Raw genomic sequence first — 19,737 nt, forward strand, 5'->3', positions numbered from 1 at the left:
GAAAGTAAGGGTGCTGAGGAGGTAAAGATCATGCCGGGTTCCTATTCAAGCTATCTTACCTATTCTGTCCCTTTGTTGTTAATCACAGGGCTCTTCATTTTGTTGATTGACTCAAAAGGGTATGAGATGGAATCTTGGATCAAAGAAATGAAGACGGCTCGTGTGCTTGGTTGGATCAATGTCATTCTGGGCGTTTTGTTAATTGGAGTGAATTGGGCGATTGCTTGATGGCTAAGAAAAAGGAAGTAGGAGTGGGGAATATTCATATGATATTTCGGAACAGCAGATCAAGGAGGGACTCACATGTTGGCTATCAATAGAGTATGGCTTGTCATTGGGGCAGTAGTCTGGCTGCTGTCAGGCTGTACAACGGATCGTCATTCTGAGCAGGTCACCATGATGTCGGCAGAGGATATGAATTCACCAGTGCTCGCCATTGACGTGACGGACCAGGGAGTAATGAAGGTAACCGGTCTTCAGGGTGTGAGGCCACTTGCTGTGACGGAAGATGAGAGACAAGTTGTGCTTCTAGGAGAAGCGTTCGTCGCTCGGAACGGACTGCCGTTGGATGCAAGAAGACTTCCTCAAGAGGTAAGTAGATCGAACAATCATCCGCTGATCGCTGTAGTAAGCGGTGCGGCGGAGACCCTGCTGGGACAATCTTCTACAATGGAACAATGGCTGCCGGAACTGCGGCGGGCGGAACTTGAATTGAACACCTTTCATCAGCAACAGGAAAAAGGTCCGCGTGATCGTTTCGTCCCGTATGTGCTGTCTTCGGACTCGGACTATCCATCGGCTAAAGTACTCATTAAGACGGCAGTAATGCGAGGAGATAAACCGTCAGGATTATACGATCTGGAAGACATCCGGCTGCTGTCTTGCCTGGATGGGCACAAAAATATATCTGGCCTGTCTTTGGAGGAGATGAGCGGTCTAAATGCCAACCTGCACTGTCATACGCAATGGAGCGGGAACGGTGATCTGAAGACGCCCCGGGTCAACGCGGTGGTTACTGTTTCCTCGGACAGGACTCAAAGCTTTGATGCATTGAGCCGATCAGCAGCGGAGGCAGCTATGGAGCAGCAATTCACTCGACTGCTTCGGCAGCTGCAGGAGCAGCGTGTCGATCCTTTGGATGTCGGCCAAGTGATTCGTGCGCAGTATAGGGGAGTTTGGACGACAGATCGATGGCGCTTAGCTTTTTCGCGCGCTGACATTCATGTGAATGTGCGCTTGAAAACATAGATTAGACATACATAAGGCAGGCTTTAGTACGATAGGTTATCGACGCTAAAGCCTGCCTGTGCTGTTACTGCTCTTCTTCGCAATCGTTGCGGTACTGCTGCGCTTCCTTTTCCGCCTGCTTGCGGTGGGCGATACGGCTGCTTGCCGCGGCGGCAATCGCTCCTACAATGTCGTCGAGAAACGTATGCTTGTGAGGTCCGTTTTTATCATTAAGCATTTTCAGGATGCCAGGCTTCAGCTTATCAACGTAGCCGAAATTCGTGAATCCGATGCTTCCATACACATTGACAATCGATAGAGCAAGTACCTCGTCGCAGCCGTAGAGTCCTTCATCATTCTCTATCATTTCCTGCAGCGGCGGGAACAGCTTGCCCTCCTCAGCCAGTACATCCAGCTGAATGCCTGTCAAAATCGCATTCTGCACTTCCCGCTTTTCAATAACTCGCTCTACGCTCTCTATACACTGCTCTACAGTCAAGCAAGGGAAGTACTCCTTTTGCAGGAAAAATGTCAATTCCGCGATATCCTTCAAACTTACTCCCCGCTTCGTTAACCATTCTTTGGCGGCGGCGGCAACTTTTTGCGAGTCGAGATTGTACGGCATGCTTGGAGTCCTCCTTTTGGCTCATAACGGATAGGCTTAGAATTGAAAGTAGTTTTTACCGTGTTGCTTGGCTTGATACATCGCCGCATCAGCGCAGTGGAGCAGCGTATTTCCCTCCAAGCCATCCTGCGGGTACATGGCTGCGCCCATGCTGCAAGTAATGGATATTTCATTGTGCTTAATGTGAAACCTTTGGCTTATCGCTTGATGGATACGATTGGCGATATTGGCGATATCTTGCTTGGTCGAGCACTGCTGAAGCAGAATAACGAATTCGTCGCCTCCAAGCCGGCACACCGTATCGGGATCTCTGACACAATGAGTTAGCCGGGAGGCTACCTTACATAACAGCTCATCACCAATCGCATGTCCATATTGATCGTTGATCTGCTTAAAATCATCCAAATCGATGTAGAGGATAGCCACTCTGTTTTGGTATCTTCTTGCTGATAATAAAGTTTGTGTGTAACGGTCTTGAAACAACCGGCGGTTAGGGAGTCCCGTCAATGCATCGTAGTATGCCAACTGAGTCAGTTCTCGTTCCATGACCTTGTATTTATGGATATCCCTAACAATGAGTCCTACGAAAACCGGATCCCCCTTGTCGTAAATTATACAAGCTTTACCTTCCACCCAAAGCTGGGTTCCATCGGGCAAGAGATAACGGTATTCCATGCAAAAAGGAATTTGCTCCTCTATAAGCCGAAGAAACGCGTGCCTGAACACCGTCTTGTCCGTATCTTCTATGTATTGATCGTACTGAAGAAGCACCTGTCGTGAATTCATTCCGAGTAGCTTGAGGAAAGCTGGAGACATATAGGCTGTGGTTCCATCGAGTCGTATCAACTGAATCCACTCGTTGTTTTGTTCTGCTAAATCTTTGAAAATGGTTTCATTCACCATGCAGCCGATATCCACCGACATCACCTCTTAAATGGAGTGATCCTCTGTTCGAACTAGAGCTAGCTATATCATGGTTGATAAGAACTATTTTACCACATAGGAGTGTATCCTTCACTAGAGCTATTCCTGTTTGAAGTAGGACAAATTGTTGTCATAAAACTTGTCTCCTCCTCGTATAGTGGGATTAAAGAGACAAGGACAAACAACCCTTATTTCCAAGGAGGAATCATCCATGAAACAGTATAAATGGACGCAATGGGCTGCAGTAGGAAGCATCGTCGTGCTGCTCACCTCGGGCTGCTCGGTGTTGGGAACGAAGGAACATTCGCAATCGATCGATCCTCCGCCTACCGGAGCTGATGCCAGTGCAACAACGGCTAAGCCTGCTACGGCGCCAGTCATTCAAAACCCTATGCCAGTAACCGTGTATGCCAAAGATGGCAACGGACTGTTAGCGCCAATCTCTGTAAATGTAGAAAAGTCGGTTGAAGTAGCCAAGAAGGCATTAGAGGCTATGGTTGATGGAGGACGCTCCGCAACCCAGCTGCCTGCCGGATTCACACCGCTTATTTCGAAAGGGACGCAAGTTAAAGGCATTGATATCGTTAAAGATCAGAAGCTTGCTATCGTTGATTTTTCCAACGCGTTCACAAATTACAATGTACAGGATGAACGAAAAATATTAGAAGCGATTACATGGACTCTAACGGGCTTTCCTTCTGTTGAGAAGGTGCAGATTCGCGTAGAAGGCAAAGAACTGAAGGAAATGCCGGAAGGCGGAACGCCGCTGGATGAGCCGCTAACCCGTGCAATGGGCATCAACCTGGAAAAACCAGAAGATGTGGAATACGGACAATCGACACCGGTAACCCTTTATTTCCTTGGGCAAAATAAGGATAATTACAAGTATTATGTCCCGGTAACCCGTCTTGTAAAACGTACGGATAACGTCGCACAGGCCGTGGTCGAACAACTCATTGTAGGGCCTGATAGCAAAAAAGCTCTCTCTGGAGTTATGACTCCAGGTGCCGAGCTCAAGCAGGTTAAGAAGGCGGATGACGTCATAACCGTCGATTTTTCCGACAAAGTACTGGGTCCTGACAAAAAAGCTCCTGCAGACGCATTAAAAGCAGTCGTCTTATCTTTAACCGAAAATACAGGTGCTGCAACAAAGGTTCAGATTACCGTCAATGGAGACACTAAAGTAAGCACAAGTGATAACCAAAGCTACAGCAAGCCGGTACTTCGTCCAACGACGATCAATCCGCAAAAAATGTAGCACTCATGGAAGGGGGCTTAAGTGCCCTCTTCTTTTCCATAAGAATGGGTAGTATCATTGGAAGTCGAAGACTCACTCTGGTACAATGGTGGTTGTCAGAAATCCCGGAAGCTAATCATTTGCCGGATAAACGTTGCTGTGTTGGACGTTTTCAGCAGGTTCGACATCACTTTTAGGGAATTGCAAATAGCATGAAGGAGGCAGTATATCAGTATGAGAAGCGACGGGAGACCAACGAACCAAACACGTCCTGTTACCATTACAACCCATTATAATAAACATGCCGAAGGCTCGGTGTTGATTGAGGTCGGAGATACCAAAGTCATTTGTACGGCAACCGTCGAAGAAAGAGTACCGCCTTTTATGAAAGGTCAGGGTAAAGGTTGGGTAACAGCGGAGTATTCCATGCTGCCCCGTGCAACTCAAGTTCGCAACCAGAGAGAAGCCGCCAAAGGCAAGCTCGGCGGACGGACCATGGAGATTCAGCGTCTGATTGGCAGAGCTCTTCGTTCCGTGGTTAACCTGGAAGCATTGGGTGAAAGATCGATTACACTGGATTGTGACGTGATTCAGGCCGATGGCGGAACACGTACGACCTCCATTACAGGCTCGTTCATTGCGATGGCCTATGCGATTGATAAAATTGCCAGAGAAAAGCATTTGCAGAAATATCCTATTAACGATTTCCTTGGCTCCGTTAGCGTTGGGGTTGTTAATGGTCAACCCTGCCTCGATTTGAATTATGAGGAAGATTCCAAAGCTAAAGTAGACATGAATGTGGTTATGACAGGTCAAGGCAAGTTCGTTGAGGTTCAAGGTACTGGCGAAGAAGCTCCGTTCACGCGCCAAGAGCTGGATGAGCTTCTGGCATTGGCCGAAACCGGAATTCAATCCATGATTCAGGAGCAGATACAAGCGCTCGGCCCGGAAATTTCCGACCGTATAAGGAGAACTTCACATGCGGAATCTCGGGTCTGAGATTGTCGTTGCTACCCGCAATGCAGGGAAAGTAAAGGAATTTGAGCCGTTGTTCCGGCAAAAAGGCATTGCAGTAAAAAGCTTGCTGGACTACGAGGACATTCCGGAAATAATCGAGGACGGAGATACTTTCGCAGCAAATGCCTTAATAAAGGCACGTGCTGTTGCCCTGCGTTTAAGAGTTCCGGCGATTGCTGACGATTCAGGCTTATGCGTCGATCGGTTGAACGGAGAACCCGGCGTTTATTCGGCCCGATACGCGGGGGAGCCGTCGAATGACCAAGCAAACAACCTTAAACTGCTTGAAGAGCTGTCCAAGCTTCCTGCTGAGGGAACACAATCACTCAGTACAGCAAGGTTCATATCGGCGATTTGCCTTGTAGATAAGGACGGTCAAGTTGTCAGTGCGGTCGAGGGCTACTGCGAGGGAGAGATTCTCGCGGCCCCACGAGGCGAGCATGGATTCGGCTACGATCCGCTCTTTTACATAACGACGTTGGATAAAACGATGGCTGAACTGTCCATTGAACAAAAAAATGAAATCAGTCATAGAGGCAAAGCGATACAAGCTTTGTGGAGTGATCTGGACAAACGATAGTCAAAAAAGGAACGGGCCGTTATGCATTGGAGCATGCGTATACGGTCCGATCCTTTTGGCCATCGTTCGAGCTTTCGTACGATCTGAAAAGAAAACAATAGATCATCTTATCGATACTTTGTAATGGCGCAGCCATGTATCTACTTGGGCTAAATAAGCAAACAATTGAGGGCCTGTCATCAATTGACCGAACCAAGGGAGATTAAACTGGCTTGCATCGCCTTCCGCCAAAGCGCGGATTTTGGGAGCGTCAATGAACTGAAGCAGCGGAGAACTGGAATCATCCAATATTTCCAGCACCCATTTTTGTACAGCAGCCAAGTAGCTTGGATTGTGGGTTTTAGGGTAAGGGCTTTTTTTGCGTGTCAGAACGTCATCCGGCAGTACTCCGCGGAGCGCTCGCCGCAGTATTCCTTTTTCCCTATCGCCGGACGTTTTAATTTCCCAAGGAATGTTCCAGACATATTCCACCAACCGGTGATCGCAGAAAGGAACGCGGACCTCGAGACCTACCGCCATGCTCATACGGTCTTTACGATCGAGCAAGGTAGGCATGAAGCGGGTGATGTTAAGGTATGACATTTCCCTCATCCGGTTTTGCTGTTGATCTTCGCCTGCGAGCCGCGGCACCTCGGACAGTGCTTGGCGGTATCGTTCCTGAACATACTGCTCTGGCTTCACCCAGTTGACCAAATCAGGAGAGAGCAGGCTTACGCGATCTTTGGTCGCCAAAGACCATGGAAATGTGTTGGCATTTAAAGCTTCTGGACGGTGAAACCACGGATAGCCTCCGAAAATTTCATCGGCTGCCTCACCAGAAATGGCCACTGTAGCGTCCTTTTTGATCTCGCGGCAAAATAAGTACAAAGAGCCGTCGACATCAGCCATACCGGGAAGATCACGGGCGTACACGACTGTCTTTAAAGCTTCTACCAGCTCGGGCGTGTCGAACTCGATGAAGTGATGCTCGCTGCCAAGAAATTCGGTCATTCTTTGAATCCACGGAGCATCGGAGTTGGGCTGAAAGTCGTTGGCCTTGAAATGCTTATCGTTGTCTACATAATCGATGGAATAAGTATGAATAATACCCGTATTGTTTTCCCGGTAATGGTTTGCCGCGAAGGCCGTCAAAGCGCTGGAATCAAGACCGCCTGAAAGCAGGGTACATATGGGGACGTCCGAGGCGAGCTGCCGCTCAACCGTATCCTTGAGAAGGTCGTGAATCCGTTCAGCCGTAGTGTCGACATCGTCCTCATGAGGCTTGCTTTCTAGCTTCCAGTAGGTGCGGATTTGCATTCCGCTGCGGTCTACCGTCATACAATGTCCTGGTTTTAATTCAAACATATTGCAGTACACACCGTGTCCGGGTGTACGCGCTGGTCCGACAGCAAATATTTCAGCCAGTCCTTCGCCGCTGATTTGAGCGGAAAAGTCCGGATGTGATAAAATCGCTTTGGGTTCGGACCCAAACAGAAGGCGTCCATTCGAATAAGAATAGAAAAGAGGCTTTACGCCAAGCCTATCCCGTACAAGGTATAGCGATTGCTCTAAGGAGTTCCAAACGCCAAAAGCGAATATGCCGTTCAATCGATCGACGCATGCGCGTCCCCACTCAATGTAGGAGACAAGAAGCACTTCGGTGTCGCATGTGGTTTGAAATTTGTGGCCACGCTGCTCCAGCTCTTTCTTAAGCTCTGGGGCATTGTACAGCTCACCGTTATATACGATGGAGAACGTATTATCTCCGTATTTACGGACCATGGGCTGGCCGCCATTGGCCGGGTCCATAACGCTCAGGCGTCGATGTCCAAGCGCGCAATGCTGCGTTATCCAAGTACCGGAGGCGTCAGGACCTCTATTCGTCAATGTATCCGTCAACTGTTCGAGAACAGACGGATACTGCGTCAAGTCTTTTTGCCAATCAATCCATCCCGTTATTCCGCACATGGCCTTTCATCCTCTCCTGTTGTTTCTGTTCTACAAAATGACAAGCTTTTCGACAGCGACAGTATGATGGTAAAGGTTATGCTAGGCAGTAGCATAAAATGTCTGTCCTTCATAGAGGAAAAGATAGACAAAAACGAAAATTCCGTTTACACTATGCGTTAGCGGTCCAAATCAAGAGTCGATGCAAGATGAATAGAACAAGAGCGATTATCCCACTCTAACCATAAGGCGGTTAGGAAGGGAAGAAGGTGTTTCAAGCGACGCTTCTGTTTATCTTCTTGGCCAATATGGCCTTTTGCGGTGCTGACGGATATCGGGCTAAAGGATGATTTACTCAAAGTTGCCGGAAAGCTGTAAAGCCTACCGAACCGATCAAGAAGAAGAGGTGGTCATACGTTATGAAGAAGACGAAGTTATCCAAAGAACAAACCCAATACAAAGAGGCCAAAGAGCACTTTGAGAGAGTGAACGAGGCTTTTCAAAATAAGCTTGCTACCGTTCAGCTGCTTGGTGTTGTGAACCAGGAGAAGGTAGAGGAGCTGATCGAGCAGACAGGTCTACATACAGCTCTGAACGCGCTAGGCGCTGCCGAGAAACAATTGCTTGAATGGTCCCACGAAACGATCCAGAATGAAAAAGATTATTTGCAAAATAAAGATGCGGTGGACAAGATGTATGCTTTCATCGATCAAGATCCAAACATCAAAGCCAAATTAATTCAAGCGGCTATGAAAATTTATTAATACAGCAAGAGCTTTACAACAGCGGAAGGGTTAAATCCCTTTCGCTGTTTTTTGTTTAACCGAATCATGAGCAAAGCGCAAAGACGACTGCGTCTCTTTACCATCCATGGTTGGATTTAGAAAAGAGTTTTGGGGCAATATACTTGTCAGGCGTCAATGTCACCATATTAAGGTAGAGGTGAGAAGCTTGACCAAGTCTATCAATATGATACAAGTCATTATGATAATCATGACATCGGTGGGACTTTTCAACCATGTGATCCTCATCCCGGTTATATTGGACATATCCGGAAGAGACGCATGGGTGTCAACATGCTTAACCGTAATTCCCTTTATGGCTTGGATTGGAATTATATACTGGATTATGAAGAGGAGCAGCCAGCAGCCCTTGTTGGAATGGGTGAGGGAAGTTGCAGGACGTTCCGTTGCATGGATTCTAAGGCTGGCATTGTTCATCTGTTATATGTTTGTTGTATTAATTACGGTAAAGGATACGGTGACATGGGCGGCATCATCCTATTTACCGGAAACACCAATAATATTTCTAGGACTTCTGCTCATATGTCTTTGTTACTTCTCCGCGCGCTCCGGAATCAATTCCATTGCGATAACTGCCGGGATTTTACTCCCGTTTGTTGTCATTCTGGGGTTTTTCGTGATGAGTGCCAATATTCAAAATAAGGATTATTCAAGGCTTCTACCTATTTTGGAATACGGGCTGGATCCTCTTCTTCGAGGAATGATTTATGCAGGCTCCGGTTTCTCGGAGCTGTTCGTCATTCTGATGTTTCAACATCATATTTCACATAAGATGAAGTGGTGGCAGCTCGTCATATTGGGGCTTATCATCACCATATTAACATTAGGCCCTATAACCGGCTCTATAGCCGAATTTGGTCCTGTAGAATCGGCCAAGCACCGGTACCCGGCATTTGAGCAGTGGAGACTGGTCGTTATTCATCAGTACATAGAGCGGGTAGATTTCTTCTCCATTTATCAATGGTTCTCCGGAGCTTTTGTCCGGGTGTCGTTGTCCATGTATATCTTGGGAGAACTCAGTCCATTCAAGGGGAAGACGAATAAATCGATCTTTCTTATGCTCTTGTCCGTTTTTATCTTGTTCATAACGTGCTTGCCTATTGGGGACATTGTTTTCTATGACTGGTTGAAATATATTTACTTGCCATATTCCTTGATCGGCTACTTATTGTTGACCTGTATATTGTGCGTCGTCGCTTTCATGACCAAGAAGAGGAGGACATCTGCATAATGAACTGGAACGAGGAGAGGCTTCGCAATCTGTTTCATCGTTGTGATGATGTTAAATTTCATGCGTCGCAAGAGCAGCAGCTTCTGCTCATCTTTTGTGAAGGGCTATGCAGCAATGTCATGCTCAAGGAGCTGGTGCTTCATGGGGAAGAAGGCGGAGAGCATACAACGGAACATCATCAAAGTAAGGAACAAATGGCTGAAGGACTGCTGTTACAGCCATTTCCGCAAAATCCATCCGAACAGGATATTATGGATCAAGTGTTCAGAGGGAATTTGGTCGTATTTAAGCCGGAGAAAGGCAGCATGTATCATGTGGAAACGTCTAACCGACCTGAACGAAGCCCTGAAGAATCGACAACAGAACTTACAGTCTACGGGCCTAGGGATAGCTTCGTCGAGCAAGTAACGACCAACGTTGCATTAATCCGAAAACGAATCCGATCCAACACGTTAAGCTGTGAGAACTTTACTATAGGCAGCCGCAGTAGGACGGAAATATCCCTTCTTTATTTAAACGATGTTCTTAATGAATCCATTGCAGAGGATATTCGAGGCAAGCTAAAAGGGTTGAACGTGGATACCGTCTTCAATATGGAAGAGCTGAAAAATATGCTGATCAAACCCGGACTAGGTTTCTTTCCGCTTGTCAATATAACAACTAGGACGGATCTGGTGGTCAACAGTCTTATGCGAGGACGTTTCGTCATCCTGATGGACGGCATTCCTACAGCTATGATAGCGCCAGTGAACATTTCTTATATGATGTCAGTGGCAGAAGATGCACACACGCCTCTTCTTCTGGTATACATCGAAAGATTGATGCGGGGGGTGGGGCTAGCCTTAACGGTTTTGCTTCCCGGGTTCTGGGTGGCACTTACAGCATATCATCAGGATCAAATTCCATTTCCTTTACTTGCCACGGTCGCGGTCTCCACTGCAGGAACTCCGCTTTCTGGACCAATGGAGATCCTGCTGATGCTGCTGCTTTTCCAATTCTTTCTGGAGGCTGGAAGTCGGCTTCCCTCCGCATTAGGGCCTTCCGTTTCCGTCGTCGGCGGTCTAATTATTGGAGATGCTATTATTAAGGCAGGCTTGACTTCGCCTGCGACTCTAGTGGTAGCCGCCGTTTCGGCAACAGCACAATTTACAATCGTTAACGGCCTATTTGGTATGTCGGTAGGCATGTTAAGGTTGTATATCTTTTTTCTCGCCTCTTTTTTCGGATTGTTCGGCTTTTTTACCGCAGCCTTTTCTGTGCTGATTTATATGTCCAATCTAAAATCGTTCGGCGTCCCTTATTTGGCACCGTATTCGCCTTTTAACTGGAAGGACTTACGTTATGTATGGTTTCAATTTCCGCGAGGAAAAAGGCAGAAGCCGCCTCAGATGCTGCACACACAGGGGAATTCACCCGATCGGTCCGGAGGAGAAGGGACATGAGAACGAAGCGGGTACATGTTTGTGTTCTTTTAATGTTATTGGTTTTCTTGCTAAGTGGTTGTTGGAATTCTGTCGATATTGACAATGTCGATTATATCAATGCTATTGGTATTGATTACTCCAAAGATGACAAGCAGTTTGTGGTTTATTTACAGTTACTGAGCTTCGATAAGGTGGCCAAGTCAGAGAAGGGACTGGATCTGAATCCGACTCCAGCATGGATCGCGACCGGTAAAGGAAAAAGCTACGCCGAGGCCATTGAGAAAATTACGATCGAATCGCAAAGAAGGCTGTTCTGGGGTCATGTAACATCGCTTGTTATTGGTGACTCACTGCTCGAAAAGGGGGAGATAACGAATATATTGCAGTCGCTATTCCGATTTTACGAGCTCAGATACACGATGTGGGTATTTGGTACCAAAGATTCCATCACGGATATTTTCCAATCAACGCCGAATTTCGAGCGTTCCAGGCTGCGCCTTTTAATGCACACTCCAATAGATAACTATAAGCAGCGTTCTTATATAACACCTATTCGGCTTAATGATTTTTTGGCGGCATATTACGAACCAGTTCAATCACTGCTCCTGCCTTCGATTACCGTGGGCAACGAAGTATGGAGAAAGAATGATGATCCTGTCGATTCCTTGCGTTATGACGGCGTATACTCTTTTTGGCAGCAGAAGAAGGTAGGCTTCTTTCCAGTTGAGAAGGTGAAGGGGCTGCGCTGGATGGACCGGCATACCAATCGTGCGCCTGTGATTGTCAAAGAAGGCGGTAAGAATGTCGCAGGTGCCAGGTTAACGAAACCCAGGTTCGCAGTCGACATCAGTGAGCAAGGCGGGAAACCGAACTTTGATATCCACGTTATTGTGAAGGGAGCTATATCGGAGCTGAACGAGCAAGTTCCAGCTTCTCTCTTAATCAAGCAGCTGCAGACCATGATTGAGCAGGAAATTCGTGAGACCTATACGGCAGGGATTAAACAAAAAACAGATTTACTCGGGCTCGGCAAACATTTATATGACCGAAGTACATCAAAATACAAGCTGTATACAGAGAAGGGGGATATGTTCCTGCTCACGCCGGAATCGCTTCGTAACGTGAAAGTAGATGTGGAGTTAACGACAGCAGGGAAGTATACCTACCGTACATATAAGGATTAAATCAAGTTGCTTTTGCTTTCCGGTTCCGAATCGGGTACACTGACCTTCATAAAGAAACCTTTTATAGAGGCTTTTGCTTAGAAGTCAGTTAGGTGGTGTGCTATTGTCCGAAAAACCGAATGATAACGTAATATTATTCCCCAAAACCGTTGATTTTTATCAGTTTGAACTCACCCGGATGCTGGAGACGGAACGATACGGAGAGGCTATAGAGCTGCTTCGGTTTCTGCTTGCCTGTCAAAGTCCGGATGATAGGGTACAAGAAGAATGGCATGCCTTGCTGCAATGGCTTCAGACTATGTTTCCTGAAGAGTATGGTCCAAAGTCCGGAGAGCAGGATCAGGACGATTGGACCGAGCAGGATATATTGAGGAGCATCTGGCGGTCAAAGCGCGTGAGGACAGCGGTTATGCGGACAAGCTGCTGGAGATGCTGCAAGATTCACAATCCATGGAGAATCAATTGCTTGCTTTGGGGCAGCTAGCTTTTATGGATGACTCCAGGATTAACGGGAAGCTGGCTGAATGGTTGACATCAGGAGAGCAGCATCCCATGATCCAGTACAAGGCTCTGCAAACGCTTAAGCTTCGTGGAGTTTCAGGGATGCTTCAGTTCAAAAAAAACGGTGAGACTATTCTGGTTGAGGTAGAGGACACGCCGTCCGATTTCGATCAGTTTCCGACGCATATTAACGACATTTTGGAACGCATTCAAGAAAATAGCCAAACGAATAATCCGGCTCTCGCTTATTTTGCGGAGGAGACTTGGAATGAGTTTCTGGCTTTTGTGTACGGTACCTCGATGTATCGTCAAATGCTTTTGATGGATAGTGAAAGTATAGACGCTTGGGCCGCGGCGCTTCATCTCGTGCTGCTTGAGCGGGTTTTTGAGAGTGGTGATCGGGAGGAAGTATTCGAATTATATGGTGTTACGAACGAGCTGGTTTTCCAGTGGGAACAGGCTTATCGTATCATGCAGCAGTTCGCTTCTGCGACGTTCACAGGCAGGCTTCGGGATTGAATAATTATTTTCAACGAACTGCAACTTGAAAAGACGAAGGTATATGTTATAATAGAATGGTTATATTGACGACTGGGACAAGCACTGCACCCTTATTCGTCAGAACGTGAAAAATTGTGATGGATAATTTTTGGAGGGGAAAGCATAAAATGAAAGCAAGCTGGGAAAAAATAGAGAAGAACGTTGGAGTTCTTGATATTGAAGTGGAAGCGGACCAAGTAGCCGTTGCACTGGACAAAGCATTTAAAAAAGTAGTAACCAAAGTAAACGTACCAGGCTTCCGTAAAGGTAAAGTACCTCGTGCGATCTTTGAATCTAAATTCGGCGTCGAAAGCTTGTATCAAGAAGCTTTGGACATCGTTGTACCAGAAGCTTACGTTGAAGCAGTTAATGAAACAGGAATTACTCCTGTTGATCGTCCTGAAGTAGACGTAGAGCAATTCGGTAAAGGCCAAGTTTTGAAATTCAAAGCTAAAGTTGTAGTTAAGCCTGAAGTAGAACTGGGCGAATACAAAGGCCTTGAGATTGAAGCTCAAGATGCAGCGGTAACAGCTGAAGAAGTAAACGAAGAGTTGGTTAAATTGCAACAACGCCATGCAGAACTGGTTCCTGTAGAAGATGGCGCTGCAGAAAACGGCGATGTAGTATCCATCGATTTCGAAGGATTCGTTGACGGCGTTGCTTTCGAAGGCGGCAAAGCAGAGAAGTATTCTCTTGAGCTTGGTACTGGCAGTTTTATCCCTGGGTTCGAAGAGCAAGTGGTTGGCTTGAAAAAAGGCGAAGAAAAAGATATTACGGTATCCTTCCCTGAAGACTACCACTCCGAAGATCTGAAGGGCAAAGAAGCTGTATTTAAAATTCAGCTGCATGACATCAAACGCAAAAACTTGCCAGCTTTGGACGATGAATTTGCTAAAGACGTTAGCGAATTTGAAACGTTGGAAGAATTCAAGCAAGATCTGGAAGGCAAGCTGAAACAACGTAAAGAAACAGAAGCTCTTCGTAAAAAAGAAGCAGATGTAGTTGAAAAAGCGGCAGCAAACGCAAAAGTGGAGATTCCGCCAGTAATGATCGAGAATGAAACTGAGCAAATGCTCAAAGAATTCGAGAATCGCTTGTCCAGCCAAGGTATGAACCTTGAACTGTACTACCAATTCACAGGCCAAAACGACGATGTGTTGAAAGAGCAAATGCGCGGTGACGCTGAGAAGCGTGTGCTGAACAACCTTGTTCTGGAAGCTATTGCTAAGGCTGAGAACTTGGAAGCTACTGAGGAAGAACTTAATGAACAATTGCAACAAATGTCCCAAATGTACCAACGCTCGACTGAAGAGCTTCGCGCTATTTTGGAAGCAAACGGCAACTTGAACGACCTGAAACATGACTTGGTAGTTACCAAAACCGTTGGTTTCTTGGTTGCTAACAGCAAATAATAAGGTTCACATAGGAGGTTAAGGCACGTGTCCATATGCGTGCCTTTCTCTATAGGCAAGGTTTCGCCACCTGGCCCTTTTGTTTAATACATAGTGTAATGCATGTTTAAGCTTCAATCATCAACATACGTCCAACGTTTTATCGGAAGTACATAAGAGAGTTTCGAATTACATAGCAATGCGTTGACCCATGTTTTTGTTGAGGGTTTTGCTTAAGCAGAACCGAGTTTTTACTCAGGGAGCATGGAGAATTCGCGAAATGTTTTTAAACGTGCTACAATGTATTTTGCAAGTCAATTTTTGAGCAAAGGGGTTGGAACAATGGGTCTGATACCTATGGTTGTTGAGCAAGAAGGACGCGGGGAGCGATCGTATGACATTTATTCCCGCCTATTGAAAGACCGCATTATCTTTATCGGCAGTGCCATTGACGATGATGTTGCCAACCTCGTTATTGCGCAGTTGCTGTTTTTGTCCGCGCAGGATGCCGAGAAAGACATTTCTCTGTACATCAATTCACCGGGCGGTTCAGTAACTGCCGGAATGGGTATATATGATACAATGCAGTTCATAAAGCCGGACGTCTCTACCATTTGTGTAGGTATGGCGGCGAGCATGGGCTCCTTGTTGTTAACGGCAGGAGCTAAAGGTAAGCGTTTTGCGCTGCCGAACAGTGAGGTTATGATCCATCAGCCTCTGGGAGGCGTGAGAGGTCAGGCATCGGATATTAAAATTCATGCAGACTGGATCATTAAAACCAAGCAAAAGCTGAATCAAATTTATGTGGATCGTACGGGGCAGCCGCTTGAGAAGATTGAGCGGGACACGGACCGTGACAATTTCATGAGCGCTGAAGAAGCCAAGGAATATGGGCTTATCGATGCGGTTATCACTCGTAGCGAACTGAATGGATAAGGAGTGATTGCATGTTTAAATTTAATGATGAAAAAGGCCAGCTCAAATGCTCGTTTTGCGGAAAATCTCAAGAACAAGTCCGTAAATTAGTTGCTGGACCAGGCGTCTATATATGCGATGAATGCATTGAGCTGTGTACGGAAATCGTTGAGGAAGAGCTCGGCCACGAGGAAGAGCTGGATCTTAAGGATGTACCGAAACCAAAAGAAATCCGTGCTATTCTGGATCAATACGTAATCGGTCAGGATCAAGCGAAAAAATCGCTCTCCGTAGCCGTATACAATCACTATAAACGGATTAACTCGCAGCAAAGCAAATTGGAAGATGTAGAGCTCCAAAAAAGTAACATCGTTCTGTTAGGTCCTACAGGAAGCGGTAAAACGTTACTGGCTCAAACGCTGGCCAAAATTTTGAATGTGCCTTTCGCTATTGCCGATGCTACGTCTTTGACGGAAGCTGGTTATGTAGGGGAAGATGTTGAAAATATTTTGCTGAAGCTGATCCAGGCTGCAGATTACGATGTTGAGAAGGCTGAACGCGGAATTATTTATATCGATGAAATCGATAAAGTGGCACGTAAATCAGAGAACCCTTCCATCACGCGTGATGTTTCAGGCGAAGGTGTACAGCAAGCCCTATTGAAAATTTTGGAGGGTACAGTTGCTTCCGTTCCTCCACAAGGCGGACGTAAACATCCTCATCAAGAGTTCATCCAAATCGATACAACGAACATTTTGTTCATCTGCGGCGGTGCGTTCGATGGTCTGGAACAGATCATTAAACGCAGAATCGGCAAAAAAGTGATCGGATTCGGTACCGATGGTCACAGAGCAGACTTGAAACCGGGCGAGTACCTCTCCATGGTATTACCGGAAGATTTGCTCAAGTTCGGTTTGATTCCTGAATTTGTCGGCCGTTTGCCAGTCATCTCGACATTGGAGCCACTTGATGAAGCTGCTTTGGTACGTATCTTGACTGAGCCGAAAAACGCTCTTGTCAAGCAGTATCAAAAAATGCTGGAGATGGATAATGTTTCACTTGAATTCAACGAAGAAGCACTCGAAGAAATTGCTCGTGAAGCCATTAAACGCAATACAGGCGCCCGCGGCTTAAGAGCTATTATCGAGAGCATCATGCTGGATGTCATGTATGAAGCACCTTCTCGTACCGAGGTTTCAACTTGCGTTGTAACCAAAGAGTCGATCCAGGCCAAAATCACCCCGGAAATTACGGATAAAGACGATAAATCCGTTAAGAAAAAAGAAGAAAGTGCTTAATAACTAAACCACAACAGCCTCCAATCTGTTCAATAGCCATTTAATGGCTTTGTCTCAGAGCGGAGGATGTTTGGTATCATGGGAGAGATCGAATACATGTTTCACAGAACGGAGACCATCCCAGTTCGTGTAGGGGATTTGACGATCGGCGGAAGCAACGAGGTCATTATGCAAAGCATGTGTACAACGAAAACCGCCGATGTAAAAGCTACCGTTGCCGAGATTCATCGTCTGCAAGATGCAGGCTGCCAGTTGGTCCGTGTAACGGTTAACAACAAGGAAGCCGCTGAAGCGATAAAAGACATCAAACGCCAAATTCAAATTCCGTTAGTGGCAGACATTCATTTTGACCATCGTCTTGCTCTAATGGCTATTGAGAACGGTATTGATAAGGTTCGGATCAATCCGGGGAATATCGGACGCCGCGAGAAGGTGGAAGCGGTTGTTAAAGCATGCAAGGAGCGCGGCATTCCTATCCGAATCGGCGTAAATGCAGGATCGCTTGAGAACCATCTTCTGGAGAAGTACGGTTATCCTACTCCGGAAGCGATGGTTGAGAGCGCTTTGTACCATATCGGTATCCTGGAAGAGTTGGATTTCCGTGATATTATCGTTTCTTTGAAAGCATCCGATGTTCCCATGGCTATTGCTGCTTATACGAAAGCTGCTTCTGCGTTCAGATATCCTCTGCATTTGGGGATTACCGAAGCGGGAACATTGTTCTCAGGTACAGTGAAAAGCTCTGCTGGTATAGGCGCGCTCCTCAATATGGGACTTGGTTCTACGCTCCGCATCTCGCTTAGTGCGGATCCGGTAGAAGAAATCAAGGTAGCACGTGATCTATTGAAAACCTTTGGTCTCATCACGAACGCAGCGACTTTGGTATCCTGCCCGACTTGCGGACGTCTGGACATTGATTTATTCTCGATTGCCAACGAAGTTGAGGAATATATTTCGAGAATTAAAGTTCCGATCAAGGTATCCGTTCTTGGATGTGCTGTTAACGGCCCTGGAGAGGCAAGAGAGGCTGATATCGGGATTGCGGGAGCAAGAGGCGAAGGGATGTTATTCCGTTACGGGGAAATGATTCGTAAAGTGCCTGAAGCTGAATTGCTTGGAGAGCTTAAGAAAGAAATCGATATTATTGTAGAGCATTTTGAAAGAACCGGAGAAATTCCGGGCAGACAGAACCATTCGCTACACGCGTAATTAAAGGTTATAAGAAGCAGTGTTTCTCTAATGGGAAGCATTGCTTTTTTTGTATCCATGAATAGGTTTTCTCCTGGTTACAAATAACAAGGAGAGTGCTTAGAACTATTCAGGAGGGTACGCTATGAATCAAACCGTTAAATGGGTCTTGATGTATTTTATCGTGATTTGCCTGTTGTTAGGGCCGACAGGTGTAATTCGATCGGAGGGAGAGGCTGCCAACTCTAAGAAAATAGCGATTGTCATCGATGACCTTGGGAACGACATGCAAGGAACGAGGGAAATGATGGAGCTGACGATTCCTTTCACCGTAGCTGTCATGCCCTTTCTGCCTACGACCAAACGGGATGCCGAATGGGCCCACTCACTTGGACATGATGTGCTGGTCCATATGCCGATGGAGCCCGTCAAGGGGAAGAAGAGCTGGCTTGGACCTGGGGCGATTACAACGGACTTGTCGGATGAAGAAATAAGGCAGCGTGTAATAGCCGCTATCGACGAGGTTCCTTTTGCTGTCGGAATCAACAATCACATGGGCTCCAAAGTAACAGCGGACAAAAGAGTCATGAGGATTGTTTTGGAAGTGTGTAAAGAAAAGCATTTATTGTATCTCGATAGCAAAACGACCCATAAGAGTGTCGTCCAAGCCGTAGCGAATGAGGTAGGCTTAAGAACTTTGGAAAACAACATTTTTATGGATGACGTTTATACGCGGGATCATATTGTGAAGCAGGCATTGAAGGTTCTTAAGTATGTAGACGACCACGATACAACCGTTGTTATAGGCCATGTAGGGCCACCAGGAAAGCATACCGCAGCCGTCTTGAAGCAATCGATTCCGTCGATTCAGAAAAAAGCGCAATTTGTTACCATTTCGAAGCTGGCCCTCTAGGGGCCGGCTTTTGTTTTGTTATCTGTCGCTTTGAGGTGAATTTAAGTAGCTAAGGATGCCATTAGCGATAGCTTCGGCTAATTTTTGCTGTTTTTGAGGCTGTGTCATCTGAGCGCGGTCCTGTGCGTTAGAGATAAAACCCATTTCTACGATAACGGTAGGCACTTGAATATGTCTTAGTAAGTAAAAGGGTTTGCCGTATACAATCTCCCCCGACGTGTCGTACAGCTGATTTAAAGAGCTTTGAAGGCTGGTTGCCAGCCGTTTGCTTGACTCAGACTTCTGGTGCAGCACGACAGGACCACGCTTGCCGCTCTTTGCGGCCCAGTTCACATGAAGGCTCACGACGGTCTTAGGACGAATTTCATTGGCCAGGTGGCTCCGTTGAGCAAGATCCTTCAGATGTCGGGAACGTGTGCGAAACCACCGGTTCTCACCGCTTAAAGCATAATCCTCCATGCGATTCATAAGAACAACCTTGCCCTTTTGCCGCAAAAGATCATAGGTAAGTCTGGCCATTTCCAGGTTAATATCTTTTTCGTATATTTCCCCATATAGCGTACCGCTGTCGATCCCGCCGTGACCAACGTCGATCAGCACGTCCACATTAGAGATAATCGGGTTTTTGGAAGCCGGGTGAAGATCGGATTTGGCGTTTAAGGGTTGGTTAGAAGATAAGAAGGTCACGGAAAATAAAAGAAGGATCGCGCCTAAGCGTCGCATAAGTACACTCCTTTACGAAAAAACTTCCCTCTTATGGTTCTCTTCTGTTTCATTCTCATACAGACCAGAAAACTTTCTCATTACCGTATG

General features: G+C 46.4%; 20 protein-coding genes. 15 read left to right on the forward strand and 5 right to left on the reverse strand.

Annotation, left to right across the window (positions count from 1 at the left end; all coding sequences use genetic code 11):
- Window positions 1–30: 30 nt before the first annotated feature.
- Both QMA13_RS10020 and QMA13_RS10025 read left to right on the forward strand, forming a co-directional pair.
- Window positions 31–228, forward strand: coding sequence for a CLC_0170 family protein (locus tag QMA13_RS10020; RefSeq protein WP_282941230.1), 198 nt, complete (start codon window positions 31–33; stop codon window positions 226–228).
- Between the two features lie 75 nt (window positions 229–303).
- Complete coding sequence (locus QMA13_RS10025; RefSeq protein ID WP_282941231.1) at window positions 304–1,248, forward strand: Ger(x)C family spore germination C-terminal domain-containing protein; 945 nt, start codon at window positions 304–306, stop codon at window positions 1,246–1,248.
- 64 nt (window positions 1,249–1,312) lie between these two features.
- On the opposite strand, the gene QMA13_RS10030 is transcribed toward QMA13_RS10025, so the two are convergent.
- Entirely contained in the window at window positions 1,313–1,852 is a 540-nt protein-coding gene (locus QMA13_RS10030) for a phosphatidylglycerophosphatase A family protein (RefSeq protein ID WP_282941232.1), read from the reverse strand.
- A 36-nt stretch (window positions 1,853–1,888) separates the two neighbouring features.
- Entirely contained in the window at window positions 1,889–2,770 is an 882-nt protein-coding gene (locus QMA13_RS10035; protein WP_282941233.1) for a sensor domain-containing diguanylate cyclase, read from the reverse strand.
- A 217-nt stretch (window positions 2,771–2,987) separates the two neighbouring features.
- On the opposite strand from QMA13_RS10035, the gene QMA13_RS10040 reads away from it, so the two are divergent.
- The 3 genes from QMA13_RS10040 to QMA13_RS10050 all read left to right on the forward strand — a co-directional run bounded on the left by QMA13_RS10040 (window position 2,988) and on the right by QMA13_RS10050 (window position 5,610).
- Window positions 2,988–4,034 (forward strand): GerMN domain-containing protein, encoded by a 1,047-nt coding sequence (locus QMA13_RS10040; RefSeq protein ID WP_282941234.1) that lies wholly within the window; start codon window positions 2,988–2,990, stop codon window positions 4,032–4,034.
- A gap of 213 nt (window positions 4,035–4,247) precedes the next feature.
- Window positions 4,248–5,012: a ribonuclease PH gene (rph, locus tag QMA13_RS10045; RefSeq protein WP_282941235.1), complete on the forward strand. Its 765-nt coding sequence runs from the start codon at window positions 4,248–4,250 to the stop codon at window positions 5,010–5,012.
- A complete protein-coding gene (locus QMA13_RS10050; RefSeq protein ID WP_282941236.1) occupies window positions 4,993–5,610 on the forward strand; it encodes an XTP/dITP diphosphatase in 618 nt (205 codons plus the stop codon). Before rph ends, QMA13_RS10050 begins: the two co-directional genes overlap by 20 nt.
- A gap of 102 nt (window positions 5,611–5,712) precedes the next feature.
- Here the strand turns inward: QMA13_RS10050 and asnB are convergent, their stop codons facing one another.
- On the reverse strand, window positions 5,713–7,557 hold the full coding sequence (gene asnB / locus QMA13_RS10055) for an asparagine synthase (glutamine-hydrolyzing) (RefSeq protein ID WP_282941237.1): 1,845 nt from the start codon (window positions 7,555–7,557) through the stop codon (window positions 5,713–5,715).
- A 398-nt stretch (window positions 7,558–7,955) separates the two neighbouring features.
- Between asnB and QMA13_RS10060 the strand changes: the two genes are divergently transcribed.
- From QMA13_RS10060 to QMA13_RS10075, 4 genes are all read left to right on the forward strand, one after another.
- Window positions 7,956–8,300 (forward strand): hypothetical protein, encoded by a 345-nt coding sequence (locus tag QMA13_RS10060; protein WP_282941238.1) that lies wholly within the window; start codon window positions 7,956–7,958, stop codon window positions 8,298–8,300.
- Window positions 8,301–8,505: 205 nt separating this feature from the next.
- A complete protein-coding gene (locus tag QMA13_RS10065) occupies window positions 8,506–9,570 on the forward strand; it encodes a GerAB/ArcD/ProY family transporter (RefSeq protein WP_282943358.1) in 1,065 nt (354 codons plus the stop codon).
- A complete protein-coding gene (locus QMA13_RS10070; protein WP_282941239.1) occupies window positions 9,570–11,012 on the forward strand; it encodes a spore germination protein in 1,443 nt (480 codons plus the stop codon). The genes QMA13_RS10065 and QMA13_RS10070 overlap by 1 nt, the downstream gene beginning before the upstream one ends.
- Window positions 11,009–12,178, forward strand: coding sequence for a Ger(x)C family spore germination protein (locus QMA13_RS10075; protein ID WP_282941240.1), 1,170 nt, complete (start codon window positions 11,009–11,011; stop codon window positions 12,176–12,178). The genes QMA13_RS10070 and QMA13_RS10075 overlap by 4 nt, the downstream gene beginning before the upstream one ends.
- A gap of 133 nt (window positions 12,179–12,311) precedes the next feature.
- Here QMA13_RS10075 and QMA13_RS10080 read toward each other — a convergent pair whose 3' ends face one another.
- Window positions 12,312–12,464 (reverse strand): hypothetical protein, encoded by a 153-nt coding sequence (locus QMA13_RS10080; RefSeq protein ID WP_282941241.1) that lies wholly within the window; start codon window positions 12,462–12,464, stop codon window positions 12,312–12,314.
- Between the two features lie 62 nt (window positions 12,465–12,526).
- On the opposite strand from QMA13_RS10080, the gene QMA13_RS10085 reads away from it, so the two are divergent.
- From QMA13_RS10085 to QMA13_RS10110, 6 genes are all read left to right on the forward strand, one after another.
- The gene (locus tag QMA13_RS10085) at window positions 12,527–13,198 is read left to right on the forward strand and encodes a hypothetical protein (RefSeq protein WP_282941242.1); all 672 of its coding nucleotides are present in this window, start codon (window positions 12,527–12,529) and stop codon (window positions 13,196–13,198) included.
- 149 nt (window positions 13,199–13,347) lie between these two features.
- Window positions 13,348–14,631 carry a trigger factor gene (gene tig, locus QMA13_RS10090; protein ID WP_282941243.1) on the forward strand — a complete coding sequence of 428 codons (1,284 nt, stop codon included), beginning with the start codon at window positions 13,348–13,350 and terminating at the stop codon, window positions 14,629–14,631.
- 321 nt (window positions 14,632–14,952) lie between these two features.
- Window positions 14,953–15,546 (forward strand): ATP-dependent Clp endopeptidase proteolytic subunit ClpP, encoded by a 594-nt coding sequence (gene clpP, locus QMA13_RS10095; protein ID WP_282941244.1) that lies wholly within the window; start codon window positions 14,953–14,955, stop codon window positions 15,544–15,546.
- 11 nt (window positions 15,547–15,557) lie between these two features.
- Window positions 15,558–16,823, forward strand: coding sequence for an ATP-dependent protease ATP-binding subunit ClpX (gene clpX / locus QMA13_RS10100; protein WP_282941245.1), 1,266 nt, complete (start codon window positions 15,558–15,560; stop codon window positions 16,821–16,823).
- Window positions 16,824–16,919: 96 nt separating this feature from the next.
- Entirely contained in the window at window positions 16,920–18,032 is a 1,113-nt protein-coding gene (gene ispG, locus QMA13_RS10105; RefSeq protein ID WP_282943359.1) for a flavodoxin-dependent (E)-4-hydroxy-3-methylbut-2-enyl-diphosphate synthase, read from the forward strand.
- A gap of 124 nt (window positions 18,033–18,156) precedes the next feature.
- On the forward strand, window positions 18,157–18,924 hold the full coding sequence (locus QMA13_RS10110; RefSeq protein ID WP_282941246.1) for a divergent polysaccharide deacetylase family protein: 768 nt from the start codon (window positions 18,157–18,159) through the stop codon (window positions 18,922–18,924).
- A gap of 18 nt (window positions 18,925–18,942) precedes the next feature.
- Here the strand turns inward: QMA13_RS10110 and QMA13_RS10115 are convergent, their stop codons facing one another.
- The gene (locus QMA13_RS10115) at window positions 18,943–19,647 is read right to left on the reverse strand and encodes an N-acetylmuramoyl-L-alanine amidase family protein (protein ID WP_282941247.1); all 705 of its coding nucleotides are present in this window, start codon (window positions 19,645–19,647) and stop codon (window positions 18,943–18,945) included.
- Window positions 19,648–19,737: the final 90 nt, after the last annotated feature.

The sequence above is a fragment of the Paenibacillus sp. RC67 genome, assembly GCF_030020805.1.
Taxonomy (GTDB): domain Bacteria; phylum Bacillota; class Bacilli; order Paenibacillales; family NBRC-103111; genus Paenibacillus_S.

What these genes read in the sequence shown, in the direction of transcription:
- QMA13_RS10020 (WP_282941230.1), top strand. Translation starts at nt 31, where the DNA reads ATGCCGGGTTCCTATTCAAGCTATCTTACCTATTCTGTCCCTTTGTTG.
- QMA13_RS10025 (WP_282941231.1), top strand. Translation starts at nt 304, where the DNA reads ATGTTGGCTATCAATAGAGTATGGCTTGTCATTGGGGCAGTAGTCTGG.
- QMA13_RS10030 (WP_282941232.1), bottom strand. Translation starts at nt 1,852, where the DNA reads ATGCCGTACAATCTCGACTCGCAAAAAGTTGCCGCCGCCGCCAAAGAA.
- QMA13_RS10040 (WP_282941234.1), top strand. Translation starts at nt 2,988, where the DNA reads ATGAAACAGTATAAATGGACGCAATGGGCTGCAGTAGGAAGCATCGTC.
- rph (WP_282941235.1), top strand. Translation starts at nt 4,248, where the DNA reads ATGAGAAGCGACGGGAGACCAACGAACCAAACACGTCCTGTTACCATT.
- QMA13_RS10050 (WP_282941236.1), top strand. Translation starts at nt 4,993, where the DNA reads ATGCGGAATCTCGGGTCTGAGATTGTCGTTGCTACCCGCAATGCAGGG.
- asnB (WP_282941237.1), bottom strand. Translation starts at nt 7,557, where the DNA reads ATGTGCGGAATAACGGGATGGATTGATTGGCAAAAAGACTTGACGCAG.
- QMA13_RS10060 (WP_282941238.1), top strand. Translation starts at nt 7,956, where the DNA reads ATGAAGAAGACGAAGTTATCCAAAGAACAAACCCAATACAAAGAGGCC.
- QMA13_RS10065 (WP_282943358.1), top strand. Translation starts at nt 8,506, where the DNA reads ATGATACAAGTCATTATGATAATCATGACATCGGTGGGACTTTTCAAC.
- QMA13_RS10070 (WP_282941239.1), top strand. Translation starts at nt 9,570, where the DNA reads ATGAACTGGAACGAGGAGAGGCTTCGCAATCTGTTTCATCGTTGTGAT.
- QMA13_RS10075 (WP_282941240.1), top strand. Translation starts at nt 11,009, where the DNA reads ATGAGAACGAAGCGGGTACATGTTTGTGTTCTTTTAATGTTATTGGTT.
- tig (WP_282941243.1), top strand. Translation starts at nt 13,348, where the DNA reads ATGAAAGCAAGCTGGGAAAAAATAGAGAAGAACGTTGGAGTTCTTGAT.
- clpP (WP_282941244.1), top strand. Translation starts at nt 14,953, where the DNA reads ATGGGTCTGATACCTATGGTTGTTGAGCAAGAAGGACGCGGGGAGCGA.
- clpX (WP_282941245.1), top strand. Translation starts at nt 15,558, where the DNA reads ATGTTTAAATTTAATGATGAAAAAGGCCAGCTCAAATGCTCGTTTTGC.
- ispG (WP_282943359.1), top strand. Translation starts at nt 16,920, where the DNA reads ATGTTTCACAGAACGGAGACCATCCCAGTTCGTGTAGGGGATTTGACG.
- QMA13_RS10110 (WP_282941246.1), top strand. Translation starts at nt 18,157, where the DNA reads ATGAATCAAACCGTTAAATGGGTCTTGATGTATTTTATCGTGATTTGC.
- QMA13_RS10115 (WP_282941247.1), bottom strand. Translation starts at nt 19,647, where the DNA reads ATGCGACGCTTAGGCGCGATCCTTCTTTTATTTTCCGTGACCTTCTTA.